Consider the following 18,292-nt stretch of genomic DNA (forward strand, 5'->3'; position numbering starts at 1 on the left):
AACCGTTTGAGGGGTGCGGCTTCCAGTGTTCGGTGCCGTTCGTCCTCACGAAGCCCGTTTGAACAGGCCTGCAAGTAGCGAAATGATCAGGAAAGCGAGAAAGATGAAAAACAATATCTGCGCGATACCGGCGGAGGTGCCGGCGATGCCGCCGAAACCAAGCGCGCCAGCGATGATCGCTACAACGAGAAATACGAGCGCCCAGTAAAGCATGATCCATCTCCTTCGAATGGTGCGATGAAAACGTGAGTAGATGCGGTTTGTTCCACCCTTTGCCGAAAAAGACGATGCTTGCAAATCGTTCGGAGCAAGTGCGCTGGAAATTCGCCGTCGCCGCCCGATGCGTGCATCAGGCGGCACGAAGTGAGGAATTGATGAATTGATGATCTGGCGAGAATCGGCGAGCGAGGCTGTCGCTTGGGTTCGTCAATTCTCCAATTCCTCCACTCCCCAATTCCCGACTATGCGGCCGCTTTCGCCTGCCGGTCGAAGAACAGCGCCTGGCTGATCAGTGCCTTGACCATGTCGGGGTTGAACGGCTTGGTGACCAGGAAGGCCGGTTCGGGACGTTCGCCTGTCAACAAACGCTCGGGAAAGGCGGTGATGAAGATAACCGGCACCGATGTCGACGACAGGATCTCGTTCACGGCTTCGATGCCCGAACTGCCGTCGGCAAGCTGGATGTCGGCCAGCACCATCTTCGGCCGTGTCTTGCCGAACATCGTCACCGCCTCGGCATGGGTGCGTGCCGTTCCAACGACGCGATGCCCGAGGCTCTCGACCATTTCTTCTATATCCATGGCGATCAGCGGTTCATCCTCGATGATCAGCACGTCGGTCGCGACCTGACGGGATATCTCGTTGCTTGCCTGGGCAAGCAACTCTGAAAACTCCTCGTCGCCGACATCGAGGATCTCTGCTGCCTCGTCCTCGCTGAACCCTTCGACCGCAACCAGCAGGAAGGCTTGGCGGGGGCGCGGCGCAATCGCGTTCAGATTGGCGGCAGCGCGCTGTTCCCATGCCGATTGCGCCTGCTCCTGCGGGACGCGGATGGCGACCGATGTGAACAGCTTGGCGAAAACCTTGTACAGCGCGATGCGGTCGCTCGACGCTTCGGGAAAGATATCGACATCGGCGATGATGGCTTCGAGCATCGCGGCGACCAGCGCGTCGCCACTCTCCTGGGATCCGCAAACGGCCCGCGAGAAGCGGCGCAGAAACGGTAGGTGTGGTGCGATGGTGGCGGATAAGCTCATGATAAGACGTCTCCCTCAGAATGACGTGATTGCATAGATTGCAGGTCAAGCTGATTGCAAGCCCGGTTCAACAACGTCGATCCTGAGAAAAAGTTCCGTTCCTGGTGGAACTAATATGCCGGGACGGCGTTTGGGGGGTCGGGATGGGCAACCAGACGAGGGCGTCGCTTGCGTTGTGTTGAGTAATATTATGGGCGGCTTCGGCACTGGAATATAAGGGCAAAATGAAGGATATGACGAAAGATATTCTGGCTGGCGCCGCAAGCAGGCGCCGGAACGGTTCCGGTGACGCACTGGGACCGAACTCCGAAATCGGACGAAAACTCAAGCAATATTACGACGAGCTGGTCTCCGACGATGTGCCGGATCGCTTCGCCCAGTTGCTCAGCCAGCTGGAACAGGCCGAACCCGCGCGGAAGAAAGACTGAGGCATGGCAGCGGTCTCACAAGGCTTCAAGACCGATCTGCTTGGGGCGATCCCGAGCTTGCGCGCCTTTGCCGTGTCGCTGACGCAAAATGCCGACAAGGCGGACGACCTCGTCCAGGAAACGCTGGTCAAGGCCTGGGACAAGCATGAGAGCTTCCAGCCCGGCACCAATCTCAAGGCATGGCTTTTCACCATCCTGCGCAATGAATTCTATTCGCAGATGCGCAAGCGCGGGCGCGAAGTGCAGGATAGCGACGGCATCATGACGGCCAGGCTGGCCGTTCATCCGGCCCAGCATGGCCAGCTCGACCTGAAGGATTTCCGCAGCGCCCTTGAACAATTGCCGGAGGACCAGCGCGAAGCCATCATCCTCATCGGTGCGTCGGGTTTCTCCTATGAGGAGGCCGCCGAGATTTGCGGTTGCGCGGTCGGAACGATCAAGAGCCGCGTCAGCCGAGCCCGCACCCGCTTGCAAGAGATTCTGAAAATATCAGGCGAAGACGAGTATGGTCCGGATGCGATCTCGGCCCAGGTAACGGGCTCGCCGGCCAGTTGACCTGCAATCCGCTAAGCCCGACGAAACGGATTCGTGCGACGCGCTTTAAGCCTTTGTTTCTATGCTTGTCATTCTCACAACCGGGGCCACTTTTGAGCGACATGCATTCGGCGCGATCCGCAAGGGTCGGGCTTATCTCAACCGGGAGAAGTGCGTCCGCAGGCCGCCGCCACCGCTTGCACGAGGTCTTCACCCGAATAGGGTTTGCCGACCAGCCTTACGCCTGGAAAGGACGCCCTGATTTCATCGGCATCCGAATAGCCCGATGCAAACACGAAAGGTACGCCTGCCGCACGCAGCCCCGAGGCGAAATCGATCGTCGAGGCGCCGCCCAGCATGAGGTCGACAATGGCCGCGTCGAATTGCGTAGCGACCTCCCGGCCATCGACCTCGGTCAGATCGCGGGCGATCACCACGTCACCAGCACCGTGGTCACGGCAAAGTTGCTCGACATCCATGGCGATCAGAAATTCGTCCTCCAGGACGAGAATCCGCAATCCGTCAAGCAATGTGGACACAGGCAAGGACTCCTCGAAACGCATGGAGTCATGATCGTTAAATGGCGTGCTGTCATTTAAAAAAGACATGTGGCCGGCGGAGGAACCTCAATCCTTGCAACGCGTTGAAATGCAGCCTTCCAAGGAGCGGGCTTTCGAAGAGGGGTCGAAATGTCAACCCAGAGCAGTCGTGCTGTCTCCAGCCGCCGGTATTCTTGCGAAAAACCGCCCGTTGCAGTTTTCCGCGACTTCGAAAAGCAGGAACTGGCCTTCATAGCATATTCAAGAAGGGCGTTGGGCGAGGCGCGCCGGCCGCTGATCTGAGGAAGCGTCTCTTCGCCATCGCCGGCAGTCGGATGCGCATGGATGCGTTTTCGGCTACTTTGTCCCCGATGTCGGAACCATGAGACATGCGCCGCGTTTGAAATCAAGCAATCACAAGGAGTTAAGCAATGGCAACTGCCTCAGGAAAGACCGCCAGCGAAGCGCGCGCGAATTCAGACCTCGAAGCCGACATCAGGCAATTGAAGGCCGATATCGACAAGCTTACCAAGCAATTGGCCAAGACCGGCGAGCATGGCTACGGCACCGCGCGCCGTGCGGCCACGGAAGGGGTCGAGCAGCTACGCGCGCAGGGTGAGGCAGCCTTTGACAGCCTGCGCAGCAACGCCAAGGATATCGAAGCGCAGATGATGGCAAGCGTGCGCGAAAAGCCGGTGACGTCACTGGCGATCGCTGCCGGCGTCGGCTTCCTCGTCGCGCTCATCGCGCGTCGGTAGCCGCATTGCAGATGCTCGCATCCCTGATTTCGGGTCTCGCCTCGGGAGAAACCGTTGCCGCCATACGCCGGGCGCGCACGGCGGCAATCGTTTACATGCTCGCCACATTGGCCGCGCTCTGCGGCCTCGGCTTTCTGGTTGGGGCAGCCTATATCTGGACGGCAATTCGCTACGGGTCATTTGCCGCGGCGTCGGGCTTCGGCGCCGGTTTCCTGGTGCTTGCCGGGCTGATCCTGCTGATTTACCAGATATCCGCAGGTTCGCGAGCTCGGCGCCGGGCGCAACGACGCAACGCCGACCTGAAAGCGATCGGCATCGCCGCGGCGCTTGCCGTGCTGCCGACACTGCTGAAGGGAAAAGGTGGTCTCGGTGTCCTTCTGGGGCCTGCCGTGGCGCTGGCGGCCTACGCCATCTACCGCGAAAACGTGAAACCCGACGATCCGGATGAAAGCGAACGAAAACAGGACGACCGGTCTGTTTGACCATGATCTCTGGACAAACGGAAACCGTTTGTCCGTGAAAACCGGCTTTCCACTTTTTGCTGCGCTGCCCCTCGGTTCGGGATCATAGTCTGTCACTTCGACAGATCTTCCAGCGGCATCGATATTTCGGCGAACACGCCTTCCGGCCGGAATTCATGGGTCACCTCGCTTGAAATGACCTTGGCAAGGCTGCGGCGGATGAGGATCGAGCCGAAGCCCTGCCGGTCCGGCGGGGCGACTTGCGGGCCGCCGCTTTCGCGCCAGGTCAGCACGAGGCGCCGAGCGCCCTTCCTGCCTTGCGTCCTCCAGTCGAGATCAACCTTGCCCGATAGCACGGACAGCGAGCCATATTTCAGAGCATTGCTGGCCAACTCATGCAGGATCAGGCCAAGCCCGACGGCCTGGTCGGGCGACAGCAACAAGTCGTCGCCGGAGATCGTCATGCGCGGCTGTTCGACCGTGTCGAAGGGCTTGACCTCGATCTGGACGAGTTCACGGATGCCGATGCCGCGCCACTCTCGGTCGGACAACAGGTTATGGGCGATGCCCAGCGCCTGGAGCCGCGCGCCGAAAGCTTCGAGAAACTCGCTTGGCTGGCGGGCATGGCGCACGGTCTGCGTGGCCAGCGCCTGGACGGTCGCCAGCGTGTTCTTGACGCGATGGTTGAGCTCGCGCAGCAGCAGCCGTTGCCGTTCGTCGCCAAGCTTGCGCTCCGATATGTCGTAATTGACGCCGAAGATCAGCGTCGGCTTGCCGTCGCTGTCGCGCTCGATGACACGGCCGCGCGTGGCGAGCCAGCGCGGCGGATGAAGGCCCTTCACCCGGTATTCGCCGAAATAGTCGTCGCTGCCGGTCAAGGCGTCGCGAAAACGCGTCTCGGTCTGGTAGACGTCGCGCGGGTCGATGGCGGTGAGGATGTCGCGTGCCCGCAGCCGGTTCGAGCGCGGCAGGTTGAACAGTTCCGAAAGCAAGGTGTCGCACTCGATGATGTCGGTGCGGATGTCCCATGCCCAGCTGGCGAGCGAAGCCGCATCGAGCGCGATGGCGCGCCGCTTTTCCTCACGCGCCAGTGCTGCCTCGGCGATGGCGCCGCTGCGGGTCGCATTCTTCAAGGTGACCAGGCTGGCGGCGAGGTCGGCAAGCGCCTTCAACTGCTCGAGCCTGGCGCGGGATGGAAAGGTATGCGGCTTGCGGTCGAGCACGCACAGCGTGCCGATGCGGGCGCCGGCGACGATCATCGGAGCGCCGGCATAGAAGCGGATGTGATGCTTGCCGGTGACCAGCGGGTTGGCCTTGAAACGCGGGTCCGTCGCGGCATCCGCCACCACCATCGGCTCGTCGCCGGCGGCTATCGCATGGGCGCAAAAGGAGATGTCGGCCGCCGTTTCGGTCTCGTCCAGGCCCAAACAGGATTTGAACCACTGCCGCCCGTGGTCGACGAGCGTGACCAGGGCGATCGGCACCTGCATTGCCGCTGCGGCAAGGCTGCTTATGCGGTCGAAATCCGGGTCTGCCGCCGTATCCAGCATCTTCAGCCCGTGCAGCACGGTCAGCCGGTCGACATCCTTGACCGCGCGTACAACCTCGGCCGGCAGACCCGGCTCCGTTTCTGCCTTGCTATTCACCAAGCCCCCAATGCCCCGCCTTGATCCCCGTCCTTGCGCCGTCTCGCCGGCCCAGGACCAGCCCACCGACCCGGAACCATCCTAGCGAGGAACCGTTACTTGACCATGTTGTGCCAGACGCGGCGGCTGGTGCAAAACGAGACAAGGATCGTCCATGCCCAAGATCATTCCCGAAAACAAAGCGCGCCAGGGGCGATGGGGCTGGCACGGCTTGCGTATCCTGATTGCCGCGTTGCTTCTGGCGTTCGCTGCCTGGGGCATCGCCGAAATCTATGGTGAAGTGGTCAAGACGCCGGCGACAGAGCAAGGAAGTGCGCCAAGCGGCTAGATTTTGGGCTATCGGGCGAGATCGCATTCAGGCAGCCTCTGCCTTGGCGATGCTCGCCGGTACCAGGACGTTCAGCGCGCCAGGCTGAATTTCGATCGTCGTTTCACGGTCGAGCCGGACCAGCTCTCCATCCATCACGGCGCGAAACCTGCTGCTTCCCGAATGGATTTTCAGAACCGTTCTGTCCGCCTGATGGATTTCGACATGTTGGTTATCGCGCCATTTGCCGCGCGCCATGTTGAAGAAGAATTTGACCAATTCGGTACGCTGTTGCGCCACCGTGACATAGACGCCAAGCACGCCGCCCGCCGGGTTGTCGGCATATGGCAGGTGACCCTCGCCGAACAAATTGTTGGTGATGCCGATGCCGGTGATGCGGGCCGCCATCTCGGCTTTGCCGATGCTGAGCGTCACGTTCATCGTCGGTGGATTGTTGATCGTCGCCCAGGCTGCCTTAACCGAGGCGCGGATCTTTCCCAGGCGCGAACCGAATTCCATCTTTTGGCGCAGTTGCACCATCTTGGCATGCATGCCGATCGAGAATTGGTGAACGAAGGGCCGGCCGTTGGCCGTGGCCATATCGACCGCAATGATTTCGCCGTCAGTGAAGGATTTCAGCGCGGCCTCAAGGGACTGCGGAATTCCCAACCCGCGCGCAAACAAATTCATCGTGCCGGCCGGCAGTATGGCAAGCGCCTTTTTGGTGCCCATCAGCCGGGCGGCCGCGGCGGAAATGGTTCCGTCGCCGCCGCCGGCCAGCACGACGTCGACGGAGCGGCGCGATGCAGCACCGTCGAGCGCGTCCACAAGATCCTTGCCGGCAACAACGTCAATGCTGAGAGAATGCCCTGCCGTCTCCAGGGTCTGACGCATCCTATCGCAGAAGGCGGCAAGGTCAGTGCTGCGCAAGGTGCCACCGTCCCGGTTCAGCACCGCTGCAAATTTCATGCCCCGCTCCGTTCAAACGTGATGGGCCGGGACAAACCCAGCCGCAGGCTGAAACGCGACGATGCGGGAAAGGTTCCGTTTTGAGGGTCGCGACATTCGCCGGCGCATTCTACAGCCGCCGCGCGTCCGCTCTGTGATCTTTGCCGCGGATGCCGCCCGCTTTTGTCGGAACAACAGCATGCTCACGACGTTGTGAACTGGTAGGCGCCGCGTCCGATCTCCCAAGCGACGATTCTGGACACGGCGCGCACGAAATCACGCACGAGGAGAGATTATCATGATCCGCAACCTCTTAGCCACGACCGCACTCGCAACACTGGTCGCGACTGGCGCCTATGCGCAGAGCGCGACAAGCCCGGCGCCCGCGCCGGGTCCTGCCGTCCAGGAGCCAGGTGGCGCTCCAGTGCGCGCCGAGGGCAGCATCGTCACCAACATCATCGGTGAATCCGTCTACAACGGCACCGGCGACGATGCCGAAAACATCGGCATGGTCAGCGACGTCGTCTTCGACAAGGACGGCCAGGCGAAATCCGTCATTATCGGTGTCGGGGGCTTTCTGGGCGTCGGAGCGAAGAATGTCGCTTTCGACTACGGCAAACTGCAATGGGCCGAAAAGAACGGGGATCGCTGGCTGGTTGCCCAGACGACCAAGGATGAGCTGACGGCGCAGCCGGAGTTCGATAGCAAGCCCTATGCGCCGGCTCCAGCCGCATCGACAGGCGCACAGGCTCCGTCGGCTTCGGCGCCGACCGACAGCGCGCAAGCTCCCGTCGACATGAATGCCCCTCCGGCCGAACCGGTGAAGCGCGCCGACGGCAATCTTGCCACCAACATCATCGGCGAAACCGTCTACAACGGTACCGGCGACGACGCGCAGAACATCGGCAATGTGAACGACATCGTGCTCACCAAGGAAGGCAAGGCCGAGTCCCTTGTCATCGGTGTTGGTGGCTTCCTTGGTCTCGGCGCCAAGAATGTGACCTATGACTTTTCCAAGGCTCAGTGGGCCGAGAGGAATGGCGACCGCTGGCTGGTGGCACAGACCACCAAGGAAGAGCTGCAGGCGCAGCCGGATTTCAACCGCAAGGCCTATGATCCGGCGCCGGCAACGACGGCTTCAAATGCGCCGGCGGTAGTCGCGCCGGCCGCCGTACCGTCCGATACGACGGCTCCCGCTGTCGCTCCGGCTGACAAAACGGCACAGGCTCCGGCGCCCACGACCCCCGATGCCTCGGCTCCGGACCAGACAAAGACTGCTGCCATCGACAAATCGACGTTGACCGAGATGCCTGTCGGTGAGATTCGCGCTGATGACCTGAAGGGCACCACCGTCTACGGCGCCAATGACGCCAAGGTCGGCGAGATCGGCGACGTCGTGCTGGCGCCCGACAAGAAGGCCGATGCGGTGATCGTCGATGTCGGCGGCTTCCTCGGCATTGGCGAGAAGGAAGTCGCGGTCGGCATGGATAATCTCAAATTCATGACCGACAAGGACGGCAACAAGTACCTCTACACGACCTTCACCAAGGAGCAGCTTGAGGCTCAAACCGCCTATGACAAGGGCAGCTATGCCGAAAAGCGCGATCAACAGCGGATGATTGTGAGGTAGGCAGTAGGCAGTAGGCAGTAGGCAGTAGGGTCTCCGTTTCCCCTACTGCCTATTCCCCACCTACGTGGCCAACCACGCCGTGCTCCGTCAGCTCTGCCAGTGCCAGTGTCTGGTCGAGATGTTCGGCCCGCCAGGCGAGCAGCCGTTCGGCGAATTCCAGCCGTACGGCAAGATGCTTTGGGTCGGCTGCGAGATTGTCAAGTTCTCCAGGATCGCTTGCCAGGTCGAACAGCAACGGCGGCAGGCCGCCGCCGAAATGCACATATTTGAATTTTTCCGTGCGGATGACGGCGAGGTTGCACTGGCGCGAGGCGATGCCGAAGTGACGTTCAGCCTCGCCTTCGGCAATAGAGCGGAAATCGAACTCCCAATGCGCGGCATCGCGCCAGACTGCTGGACCCTCGCCGCTTAGGAATGGCTTCAGCGACAAGCCGTCGAGGTGCGGCGCGGGATCTTTGCCGAGCAGGTCGAGAAGCGTCGGCACAATGTCGACTGCTTCGGTGAAGCGATCGACGCTGCCGCCGGCAACCTTGCCGTGGCGTGGGTCGCGGATGATCAGCGGAATGTGGTAGCTGCAGTCGAAGTAGCCGCCCTTGCCCAGCATGAAATGGTCGCCCATCATCTCGGCGTGGTCCGAGGTCAGCACGATGATGGTATCGTCCCAGGCGCCCACTGCCTTGACCGCTTGCCAGACGCGGCCGAGTTGCGCGTCCACCTCCGAGACCATGCCGTAATAGATCGCGCGGATACGGCGGAAATCGTCTTCGCTCCAGTCATGCACCTTGCCATTGGCGTCGGGGCGGAATTTCATCTGTTTCTGCCGACCGAGATCATAGGCGAGATAGGGATGGCTTTCCGCCTCTTCCTGCCAGCTTGCCGCGCGCTGGAAGGCCGGGCCGTCAGCCGGATCGTACATCGTGTTGTAGGGCTCCGGCACGATGAAGGGCGGATGCGGGCTGATGAAGGAGAGATGCGCGAACCACGGCGCGGCGTGCTCCTGCTCGCCAAGCCAGCGGGTGAATTCGCCGGTCAGGAAGGCGGCCGGAGTCTCGTCCCTGGAGTAGATGGGCGGTGCACTGCTGACGGCACCGGCCTTATCTCCGGTCACTGGGCTATGAATGTCGGGATGTCCGGCGCTGGCATCGACGCCCCTCAGCTTCAGCCAGGACAGCCATTGTTTCTGATGCTCGGGCAGCAACTGGCGCACTGTAAAGCCCGGCAGCACGCCTTCATAGCTTTGCAGCCGCGGGTCGCCCGGCGCCAGCCTGCGCGGATCGAGCGACACGTCGGTGTAGCCGAACAGCGTCGGATCATAACCGAGGCCGCGCGCCTCCAGCGCGATGTTGCCGTGACGGGTGTCGAGCGGCGTGCCGTTGCGGCAGACGCGGTTGTTCATCTGGTAGAGGCCGGTATAGAGGCAGGCACGCGCCGGCGAACATGGTGCCGCACCGCCATAATGCCGCCTGAACAGCACACCCTCGGCGGCCAGCGCGTCGGCATTCGGCGTCTTCACAACCGGATGGCCCGCGGACGACAGACAATCGCCGCGCCACTGGTCGCAGGTTATCAGGAGAATGTTGGGCCGCCTGGCTTTTCCGGTCACGCGCTACCCTTGTCGCTGGGATGGTCGAACGGTGCTCATGGAACCGAATTTTGACGACGGCGCAAGCCTGTCTTTGGAATTCGATTGGTGAACAAATCTCCTTTCATTGTTCACCTTTGTAGGACAGTCCATTCTATGTTTGCAGCCTTTGCCTAACGTGCTCTGGTTCTCATATTGGCGTGGACCGCGGCAAGGGCCGCACAAGCACCAAGGGAAGGAGCAAGACAATGCTCGACCAGATCAAGGGCCTGCATCACGTCACATCGATGGCCAGGGATGCCCGCCAGAACAATGAGTTCTTTACCAAAAAACTCGGGCAGCGCCGGGTCAAGAAGACCATCAATTTCGATGCGCCTGACGTCTACCACCTCTATTATGGCGACGAGGCCGGGACGCCCGGTTCGGTGATGACCTATTTTCCGTTTCCCGACATCGGCAGGGGCCGTCATGGCGTCGGCGAAGTCGGCACCACGGTCTATTCGGTGCCGGAAGGTACGCTTGCCTACTGGGAAAAGCGTTTTGCCGATGAAGGCGTCACCGGGATATCGCGCGAAGAGACATTCGGCGAGAAGCGTCTGGCGTTTGCCGGACCGGACGGCGACGGTTTCGCGCTGGTCGAGGACAAGGCTGACAGCAGAGCGCCCTGGGCGAAGGGCGGCATTCCTGTTGATGAGGCGATCCGTGGCTTTCACTCGGTGTCTCTCAGGCTGAAGGATGGCGGCGCCACCGAGGAGCTTTTGAAATTCATGGGCTACGAGGAAATCGAGAAATCAGGCAATGTCAGGCGGCTCGCTGTGAAGAACGGCAATGGCGCCGATGTCGTGGATATCGAATCGCTGCCGGCTGCTGCCTTCGCCGATCTCGGCGCCGGCTCCGTCCACCACGTCGCCTTCGCCGTCGAGAATCGCGCCAAGCAGCTCGAAGTGCGCAAGGCATTGATGGACACCGGCTATGGGGTGACGCCGGTGATCGATCGCGATTATTTCTGGGCGATCTATTTCCGCACGCCAGGTGGTGTGCTGTTCGAAGTCGCCACCAACGAGCCGGGTTTCGACAGGGATGAGGACACCGCTCATCTCGGTGAGGCGCTGAAGCTGCCGACGCAGCACCAGCACCTGCGGCCCTACCTCGAACAGCATCTGCAGAAGCTGGAGGGCTGAGGCCATGAGCAAGGACGCTTACATCCACAAGCTGCTGCCCGGTTCGCCGGGCGGCCCAATGCTCTTCGTCCTCCACGGCACGGGAGCCGATGAGAACCAGCTTCTGTCGCTGGGGCGCGATCTCGCGCCCCTGGCGACCGTCGTCTCGCCGCGCGGCGATGTGTCGGAACAGGGTGCGGCGCGTTTCTTTCGCCGCACCGGCGAGGGCGTCTACGACATGGACGATCTGGTGCGGGCGACGGACAAGATGGCCGGCTTCGTCAAAGCCCATATCGAAGCGACGAAGCCTTCGGCCGTGCTCGGTCTCGGCTACTCCAACGGCGCCAACATCCTGGCCTCTGTGGTGTTTGCGGCGCCAGCACTGTTCGATGCCTCGGTGCTGATGCATCCGCTGATCCCGTTCGAACCGGAGGTGAAGGGCAGTCTCACCGGTCGCCATATTCTGCTGACCGCAGGCAAGCGCGATCCGATCTGCCCGCCGAACCTGACCACGCGGCTCGAAGCCTATTTGCGTGCCGACGGCGCCGATGTCACTGTGGAATGGCATGAAGGCGGGCACGAGGTGCGGCCAAACGAGATCGAGGCGGCACGGCGGTTCTTTGCCGATGTCAGCCAGGGAGCATAGCGATGCCTGACCAACTGCCTGAGATCGAACTGGAGGATCGCGGTTCCAAGGGCCGCTATGTCCTGCGCGGACCCGGTGGCGCCGAGGCCGAGATGACGTTCACCAAGATCGGCGACCACCAGATCATCATCGATCATACCGAAGTCCCAGACGTATTTCGCGGCCAGGGTGCCGGGCTTCGGCTCGTCACCCGCGCCGTCGAGGATGCGCGCGCGGCCGGCAAGAAGATCATCCCGCTCTGCCCCTTCGCCAACGCCCAGTTCCGCCGCCACCAGGAATGGGCCGACGTGCTGAAGCGGTAGGGATTTCGTCGCTCGGAAACGGCGCGGCGAGCGGCTGCCACCATATCGGGATGGCTTTGGCATTTGCGCGGGTGGCGCATCTTGCCTAAGTAGATATGATATATCTCAGCCCCTTGCCGACAAACCAACCGAATGATCCCCCATGACCAAACCCGACCTCGTTCCCGTCTTTGACGGCCACAACGATACGCTGCTCAGGCTCTATCAGTCGAAAGACACGGACGTCGAAAAGCTGTTCATCGAGGGGAAATCGGGCGGCCATATCGACCTGCCGCGTGCCAAAGCCGGTGGCTTTGCCGGTGGCATGTTCGCCATTTTCCCGCCGCCTGTCGAGAAAACCAAGCGCAGCGCCGTACCCCTGGCGCCGAGCGCTGCCGAGCCGCTGCCGCCGGAGGTTCCGCGCAATGAGGCGCTGACCTCGACGATCGCGATGGCCTCGATCCTGTTCCGGCTGGAACGGGCTGGAGCGCTCACCGTCTGCCGCAGCGCCGGCGATGTGCGCAACGCCATGGCGCAGGGCTCGATCGCGGCGGTGTTCCACATCGAGGGGGTCGAGGCGATCGATCCCGAGCTCACCATGCTCGACGTGCTGCATGAAGCCGGCTTGCGCTCGCTCGGCATCGTCTGGAGCCGGCCGAACGCCTTTGGCCACGGCGTGCCGTTCCGCTTCCCGTCCTCGCCCGACACTGGACCCGGCCTGACCGACGCCGGCAAGGCGCTGGTTAAGGCCTGCAACCAGCTGAAGATCATGATCGATCTCTCGCATCTCAACGAGAAGGGTTTTCGCGATGTCGCAGCACTCAGCGATGCGCCGCTGGTCGCCACCCATTCCAACGTGCATGCGATCTGCGGCCATTCGCGCAATCTCACCGACTGGCAGCTCGGCGCGATCCGCGAGTCCGGCGGCATGGTCGGACTGAACTTCGCCACCGGTTTCCTGCGCGAGGACGGGCGCATGAACGCCGACACCAGCCTCGACATCATGGTGCGCCATGTCGATTCGCTGCTGCAGGCGCTGGGTGAAGATGGCGTCGGCCTCGGCTCGGATTTCGACGGCGCCATGATCCCGGCCGTCATCGGCGACGTGGCCGGCCTGCCGAAGCTGATCGATGCCTTGGCGGCACGCGGTTTCGGCCGCGCGCTGATCGAAAAGATCGCTTATCGCAATTGGCTCAATGTGCTCGAGAAAACGATAGGTTAGAACGACCTATTGGAAGCCCATGCGCGTCAGCCAGTCCTTGCCGACGCCGCGATCCCTGATGATGGGCAGCGGATTTTCGGAATCGAGCCGCGCGCAGATGCGGTAGACTTCCAGCGTCTCGGCGCTCATCTCGTCGCGCTTGTAGAAGAACATGGCGGCGGCATAGCGCGTGCGGCCCGACCATTTTTCACCGAGCGGCGTGTTGACCAGCTCCCACTGCTCGGCGGCTTCCCCGTCTCCATCCAGTCTGTTCGCTTCGTCGGTCATGTCAGAAATCCGCCGGCGGATTGGCGGTGCGGCGGTCGAGCTTGATGAAGGGCCGCGCCACCACCTTGGCCCGCTTCATCAGCTTCTGATATTGCAGTTCGCGCATGGCGTAGATCTCGACCCAGAGGTCCTCGACCATTGTATCACCGTATGGCCGCGCCAGCGAGGCGATGGCGATGTTGCGCTTGGCCATCGGCGACCACATGGCGGCGCTGACCAGACCGACCTCCTGGGCCTTCTTGTGGTAAACGATGGCGTGCTCGGCCGGGATGTTGCCCTCGATCTCCAGCCCGACCAACATATGGCGCAGCTTGCGTTTGGCTCGAGCATCGAGGATGGCGCGGCGGCCGTTGAAATGGCCTTTTTCCAGGTCGATCATGAAGCCAAGCCCGATCTCGTCGGGCATGCGCAAGCGGTCGGCGCGGATGGCGTGCTCGGCGGTGGTGAAATCCGCATTGGCGACGATCAGCCCGGCCTCGAGACGGGCGCGGTTGAGCGCGGTGTAGCCGATGGCGCGGACGCCACGCAGTTCGCCTGCCGTCATCAGCCGGTCCCACAGGCTCAGCGCCTTGCCGGCCGACACGAACAGTTCGTAGCCGAGATCGCCGGTGAAGCCGGTGCGCGAAATGGTGATGGTGCCGCCATCATGCGGGAAGTCGGCGAGGTCGAATATTTTCAATCTCTCGACACCGGCGAAGCCTGCATTGCGCAGCACCGCAAAGGAGGTCGGACCTTGCAAAGCGAGGCCAGCGACAACTTCAGTCTCCTCCTCGACCGTCACATCGAAACCAACGGCGCTGTCGAGCAGCCAGGGCAAATGCCGCTCCTGCGAACACAGGCGGAAGCGTGTCGGCGACAATCGGAACAGCGTGCCGTCGTCGAGGACAAAGCCCTCGTCGTCGCACCACGCCGTATAGTGGACACGGCCGGGCTTGAGCTTGGTGACGTCGCGCAGGGTGACGCGATCGAGCAAGGCTTCGGCGTCCGGCCCTTCGATCCGGTATTTGGTCATCGGCGAAATGTCGAACAGCGCCGCCTGGCCGCGGATGGCGAAATATTCGAGTTCCTCGTCCCACAGTGAGTGCGGAGCGCGGTAGCCGGCCCAATTGTACCAGTCCTGGGTTTTGGCCAGTGCATCGATGCGCGGCTGGAACGGCGTGCCGAGGCGTAGCGTGCGGAAATGGGATTGGGCAGCGATACGGTTTGCGGTGTTGAGCTGGCTGGTCATGACGGCGTTCCTTCGCGCCCCCCTCTGTCCTGCCGGACATCTCCCCCTCTTGGGGGGAGATTGGCTTGCAAGATGGTCGGCGATTTTCTTGCAACGCCGGCGATTGGCGAAAGCGTGCATGACAGCCAATCTCCCCCCAAGAGGGGGAGATGTCCGGCAGGACAGAGGGGGGCGCCGTAGAGTGTAGCGTTGGCCAAAAGAAACATCCCATCACCCCTTCATCGCGATGATGCGCCGCGCGGCATTCAACCCCGGAGCGCCGGAGACACCGCCGCCGGGGTGCGAACCGGCGCCAGCCAGGAACAGCCCTTCGAGCGGTGTGTCGTAGCCTGACCAGCCGGAAATGGGCCGCGAGACCAGCATCTGGTCGGCCTGCAATTCGCCGTGGTGCCAATGGCCGCCCGGCATGCGATAGCGCGTCTCGATGTCAGCCGGTGTCAGAAGCTCGGCATGGACAACGCTCTTGCCGATGCCTGGCGCGTGAGACTCGAGCTGCGCCATAACAGCCTTGAGGAATTTCGGCTTGCCGGCATCCCAACCCTCTTTCAACTGATAGGGCGCGTATTGCACGACTGCGGACAGCACGCAGGCGCCGACGGGCGCGAGCGATGGGTCGGCGAGGCTTGGCAGCGTGATCTCCATCACCGGCTCCGGCGAGAACTCGCCATATTTGCACGGGTTGAAGGCGCGCTCGACATGATCGGGCGAGGGGGCGATGACCAGCCGGCCTTTGTGGCCGGCGGCATCGACACCGCTGAATTGCGGCGGCCGGTCAAGCGCCAGATTGAGCTTCGCCGCATCGCCCTTCATGCGGATGTTCCTGACCTTGCGGACGAAGCCGGTGTCGATCTCGCGCGGGCCGACAAGGTCGAGGAAGGTGCTCGCCGGGTTGATGGCGGAGACGATTGTGCTCGCGCGCAGCATCTCACCATTGTCGAGCGCGACACCGACGGCGCGGCCTTTCTCGACGATGATTTTTGCTACGGGCGCAGATACGCGGATCGTGACGCCGGCCTTTTCAGCCGATGCACGGATGGCGGCGACGACCGCGCCCATGCCACCCTGCGGCAGGATCTGCGCGCCGGTCGCACCACCGGTCTCGCCGGCCAGGCGGTAGTAGAGGCCGAGCAACGAGGTCGGCGAGCGTGGGCCGAGATGGCTGCCCAGCGTCGCATCGAAGGCGAGCAGCCCTTTCAGCCTGATATCGGCTAGCTGTTCGTCGAGCAGATCGGCTACGTTCATCAATAGCACGCGCAGGAAGTCGCGCATGTCCTCCTTGCCGAGCCTTTTCAGTGCCAGCGCTGTCTGGCCGAGTGAAGCGGTCTCGAGCAGCGACATGCCGGCAAGATCGGGCGGCCGACGGGACAAGAAAGGTTTCAGAATGCCGGCATAGCGCAGCAGCTGCCCGCGCAGTTCCCTCCAGGCGGATTGCTCGGACAGACTGGCACCGGTCAGCACCTCGCCATAGGCGCCATGCAAGACAAGCGGCGGGCCGTCCTTCGACAGCGCAACCGATGGCATGAAGTCGGCGCGCGCGACTCTTAGCCCGTGTTTTTCAAGTTCCAGCGTCTTGACCACATCGGGATGCAGCCGGTTCAGCAGATGAGCGATGGAGGAGACGCGAAAGCCCGGCGCGAATTCCTCGGTGCGCGCGGCGCCGCCGACTTCGCTGTCGGCTTCCAGCACCAGCACCTTGCGGCCGGCTTTCGCCAGCGCGGCAGCGGCGACAAGACCGTTGTGGCCGCCGCCAATGACGATTGCATCAAATGACGTCATGGGCCGGGCTCATGTGCGAGGTGGACTTGGCGAGGTCGCGCAGGATCTCAGCCGCGGCATTGCGACCGGGCGCGCCCATGACGCCGCCGCCAGGATGGGTCGAGGAGCCGCACATATAGAGCCCACTGAGCGGCGAACGATATTGCGCGTAGCCCGGCACCGGGCGGTTGAACAAAAGCTGGTCGAAGGTTAGTTCGCCCTGGAAGATGTTGCCTTCGGTGAGGCCGACCTCGGCCTCGATCTCGCGCGGCGTGCGCACCTCCATGTGGACGATGCGGTCGCGGAAGCCCGGCGAATACTCCGCGATCTGCGCAATCACGCTTTCGGCAAAGCTGTCGCGGTCGGCATCGGTCCACTCCTTACCGTCGATCTTGGGCGGGGCGTATTGCACGAAGCAGCTCATGAAGTGCTTGCCGGGCGGCGCCATGGTCGGGTCGAGCGTCGTCGGGATGACCATGTCGAGGAAGGGATCGGCCGACCATCGCCCAGCCTTCCAGTCGTCATAGGCGCGCTCCATGCGCTCCATCGAATCGGTGAAATGCATGTCGCCGCGATAGACCGGCGAATCCTTCGGTAGCGCCGGGAATTCCGGCAGCGAATCGAGCGCGATGTTGACCTTGCCGGAGGAGCCGCGGATCTTGAAGTTCCTGACCCGGCGCAGGAAGATGTCGGGCAGTTCCTTCTCCTCGACCAGCTTGAGGAAGGTGCGCTTCACATCGGCGTTGGAGACGACGAGCCTGCCGTAAATCTCCTCGCCGCCAGCCAGCACCACGCCCCTGGCTTTTCCCCGGCCGACAAGCACATGGTCGACCTCGGCGCCCGTGCGGATGGTTCCGCCCGATGCCTTGAACGATGCGGCCAGCGCCTTAGTCACCGCACCCATGCCGCCACGCGCATAACCCCAGGCGCCGACCGAGCCATCGACCTCGCCCATGTAGTGGTGCAGAAGCACATAGGCCGTGCCCGGCGACATCGGCCCGAGCGCGGTGCCGATGATGCCGGACAAAGCGAAATTGGCCTTGATGACGTCGGTCTCGAAATATTCGTCGAGAAACTCCGAGATCGACATGGTCCAGAAGCGCAGCGTCAGCGCCATTTCTTCGGCGGAAAGCCCGGCGAATTTCTTGCCGAGATAGAGCAGCTCACCAAGGTCGCGCGGCTTGAGGCTAGTCGGGTCGGGTGCGGTGCGCATCAGCAGCGGCTGGATGAAGCGGCACTGCCGCGTCACGTCGCGGGCATAGCGGTCATAGGCCTCGGCATCGCGCTTGGAGAAGCGGGCGAACTCGCGCCGGTGCGCATCATGGTCGCGGTAGTTGGCGAGGTAGTCGCCGTCGCGGGTGAACACCGCGCCGCCCTCGTAAGAGATGACCTGCAGGCCGAAGCGCGGCAGTTCGAGATCGCGCATGATCTCGGGTCGGAACAGCGAGCAGACATAGGAGCAGTTAGAGTAGAGGAAGCCCGGCGTCAGCTCGCGGCTGGTGGCGGCACCGCCGACCCAGTCGTTCTTCTCGACCACCAGAACGTCGAGGCCGGCGCGCTGCAGGTAGCAGGCGTTGACCAAGCCATTGTGCCCGCCGCCGATGATGATCGCATCCCAAGCTTTCATTTTGGCCTGTCTTCCCG

20 protein-coding genes are annotated in these 18,292 nt (G+C 62.5%); 10 read left to right on the top strand and 10 right to left on the bottom strand.

What is annotated here, in order from left to right; all coding sequences use genetic code 11:
* Window positions 1-45: 45 nt before the first annotated feature.
* On the bottom strand, window positions 46-213 hold the full coding sequence (locus ACSQ3L_RS07375; RefSeq protein WP_091578592.1) for a DUF1328 domain-containing protein: 168 nt from the start codon (window positions 211-213) through the stop codon (window positions 46-48).
* A 248-nt stretch (window positions 214-461) separates the two neighbouring features.
* Window positions 462-1,256, bottom strand: a complete 795-nt coding sequence (locus ACSQ3L_RS07380) for a response regulator (RefSeq protein ID WP_436159338.1) — start codon at window positions 1,254-1,256, stop codon at window positions 462-464.
* 224 nt (window positions 1,257-1,480) lie between these two features.
* Between ACSQ3L_RS07380 and ACSQ3L_RS07385 the strand changes: the two genes are divergently transcribed.
* Together ACSQ3L_RS07385 and ACSQ3L_RS07390 are read left to right on the top strand one after the other, a co-directional pair.
* Window positions 1,481-1,684 carry a NepR family anti-sigma factor gene (locus ACSQ3L_RS07385; protein WP_436159339.1) on the top strand — a complete coding sequence of 68 codons (204 nt, stop codon included), beginning with the start codon at window positions 1,481-1,483 and terminating at the stop codon, window positions 1,682-1,684.
* Window positions 1,685-1,687: 3 nt separating this feature from the next.
* Window positions 1,688-2,239 (top strand): RNA polymerase sigma factor, encoded by a 552-nt coding sequence (locus ACSQ3L_RS07390; protein ID WP_436159340.1) that lies wholly within the window; start codon window positions 1,688-1,690, stop codon window positions 2,237-2,239.
* Window positions 2,240-2,376: 137 nt separating this feature from the next.
* Here ACSQ3L_RS07390 and ACSQ3L_RS07395 read toward each other — a convergent pair whose 3' ends face one another.
* Window positions 2,377-2,757: a response regulator gene (locus tag ACSQ3L_RS07395; protein ID WP_436159341.1), complete on the bottom strand. Its 381-nt coding sequence runs from the start codon at window positions 2,755-2,757 to the stop codon at window positions 2,377-2,379.
* Between the two features lie 431 nt (window positions 2,758-3,188).
* Between ACSQ3L_RS07395 and ACSQ3L_RS07400 the strand changes: the two genes are divergently transcribed.
* On the top strand, window positions 3,189-3,515 hold the full coding sequence (locus ACSQ3L_RS07400; RefSeq protein WP_436159342.1) for a DUF883 family protein: 327 nt from the start codon (window positions 3,189-3,191) through the stop codon (window positions 3,513-3,515).
* A 5-nt stretch (window positions 3,516-3,520) separates the two neighbouring features.
* Window positions 3,521-3,997: a hypothetical protein gene (locus ACSQ3L_RS07405; RefSeq protein WP_436159343.1), complete on the top strand. Its 477-nt coding sequence runs from the start codon at window positions 3,521-3,523 to the stop codon at window positions 3,995-3,997.
* 92 nt (window positions 3,998-4,089) lie between these two features.
* Here the strand turns inward: ACSQ3L_RS07405 and ACSQ3L_RS07410 are convergent, their stop codons facing one another.
* Window positions 4,090-5,622 (bottom strand): sensor histidine kinase, encoded by a 1,533-nt coding sequence (locus ACSQ3L_RS07410; RefSeq protein ID WP_436159344.1) that lies wholly within the window; start codon window positions 5,620-5,622, stop codon window positions 4,090-4,092.
* Window positions 5,623-5,776: 154 nt separating this feature from the next.
* On the opposite strand from ACSQ3L_RS07410, the gene ACSQ3L_RS07415 reads away from it, so the two are divergent.
* A complete protein-coding gene (locus ACSQ3L_RS07415; protein WP_436159345.1) occupies window positions 5,777-5,950 on the top strand; it encodes a hypothetical protein in 174 nt (57 codons plus the stop codon).
* A 27-nt stretch (window positions 5,951-5,977) separates the two neighbouring features.
* Here the strand turns inward: ACSQ3L_RS07415 and ACSQ3L_RS07420 are convergent, their stop codons facing one another.
* Window positions 5,978-6,898, bottom strand: a complete 921-nt coding sequence (locus tag ACSQ3L_RS07420; protein ID WP_436159346.1) for a diacylglycerol/lipid kinase family protein — start codon at window positions 6,896-6,898, stop codon at window positions 5,978-5,980.
* A gap of 277 nt (window positions 6,899-7,175) precedes the next feature.
* On the opposite strand from ACSQ3L_RS07420, the gene ACSQ3L_RS07425 reads away from it, so the two are divergent.
* Complete coding sequence (locus ACSQ3L_RS07425) at window positions 7,176-8,507, top strand: PRC-barrel domain-containing protein (RefSeq protein WP_436159347.1); 1,332 nt, start codon at window positions 7,176-7,178, stop codon at window positions 8,505-8,507.
* Window positions 8,508-8,556: 49 nt separating this feature from the next.
* On the opposite strand, the gene ACSQ3L_RS07430 is transcribed toward ACSQ3L_RS07425, so the two are convergent.
* Window positions 8,557-10,110 (bottom strand): alkaline phosphatase family protein, encoded by a 1,554-nt coding sequence (locus ACSQ3L_RS07430; protein ID WP_436159348.1) that lies wholly within the window; start codon window positions 10,108-10,110, stop codon window positions 8,557-8,559.
* Window positions 10,111-10,337: 227 nt separating this feature from the next.
* Between ACSQ3L_RS07430 and ACSQ3L_RS07435 the strand changes: the two genes are divergently transcribed.
* From ACSQ3L_RS07435 to ACSQ3L_RS07450, 4 genes are all read left to right on the top strand, one after another.
* The gene (locus tag ACSQ3L_RS07435; protein ID WP_436159349.1) at window positions 10,338-11,270 is read left to right on the top strand and encodes a ring-cleaving dioxygenase; all 933 of its coding nucleotides are present in this window, start codon (window positions 10,338-10,340) and stop codon (window positions 11,268-11,270) included.
* A 4-nt stretch (window positions 11,271-11,274) separates the two neighbouring features.
* Window positions 11,275-11,895 carry an alpha/beta hydrolase gene (locus ACSQ3L_RS07440; RefSeq protein ID WP_436159350.1) on the top strand — a complete coding sequence of 207 codons (621 nt, stop codon included), beginning with the start codon at window positions 11,275-11,277 and terminating at the stop codon, window positions 11,893-11,895.
* A gap of 2 nt (window positions 11,896-11,897) precedes the next feature.
* Window positions 11,898-12,197 (top strand): GNAT family N-acetyltransferase, encoded by a 300-nt coding sequence (locus tag ACSQ3L_RS07445; RefSeq protein WP_436159351.1) that lies wholly within the window; start codon window positions 11,898-11,900, stop codon window positions 12,195-12,197.
* Window positions 12,198-12,339: 142 nt separating this feature from the next.
* Window positions 12,340-13,398: a dipeptidase gene (locus ACSQ3L_RS07450; RefSeq protein ID WP_436159352.1), complete on the top strand. Its 1,059-nt coding sequence runs from the start codon at window positions 12,340-12,342 to the stop codon at window positions 13,396-13,398.
* Between the two features lie 6 nt (window positions 13,399-13,404).
* Here the strand turns inward: ACSQ3L_RS07450 and ACSQ3L_RS07455 are convergent, their stop codons facing one another.
* From ACSQ3L_RS07455 to ACSQ3L_RS07470, 4 genes are all read right to left on the bottom strand, one after another.
* Window positions 13,405-13,665: a hypothetical protein gene (locus ACSQ3L_RS07455; protein WP_436159353.1), complete on the bottom strand. Its 261-nt coding sequence runs from the start codon at window positions 13,663-13,665 to the stop codon at window positions 13,405-13,407.
* 1 nt (window position 13,666) lies between these two features.
* A complete protein-coding gene (locus tag ACSQ3L_RS07460) occupies window positions 13,667-14,893 on the bottom strand; it encodes an aminomethyltransferase family protein (protein ID WP_436159354.1) in 1,227 nt (408 codons plus the stop codon).
* A gap of 210 nt (window positions 14,894-15,103) precedes the next feature.
* Window positions 15,104-16,669, bottom strand: a complete 1,566-nt coding sequence (locus tag ACSQ3L_RS07465; RefSeq protein WP_436159355.1) for a phytoene desaturase family protein — start codon at window positions 16,667-16,669, stop codon at window positions 15,104-15,106.
* Window positions 16,656-18,275 carry a phytoene desaturase family protein gene (locus ACSQ3L_RS07470; RefSeq protein WP_436159356.1) on the bottom strand — a complete coding sequence of 540 codons (1,620 nt, stop codon included), beginning with the start codon at window positions 18,273-18,275 and terminating at the stop codon, window positions 16,656-16,658. The genes ACSQ3L_RS07465 and ACSQ3L_RS07470 overlap by 14 nt, the downstream gene beginning before the upstream one ends.
* Window positions 18,276-18,292 lie beyond the last annotated feature (17 nt).

Origin of the sequence: Mesorhizobium sp. LjRoot246 (genome assembly GCF_964254115.1) — a bacterium.
In the GTDB taxonomy this organism is placed as follows: Bacteria; Pseudomonadota; Alphaproteobacteria; order Rhizobiales; family Rhizobiaceae; genus Mesorhizobium.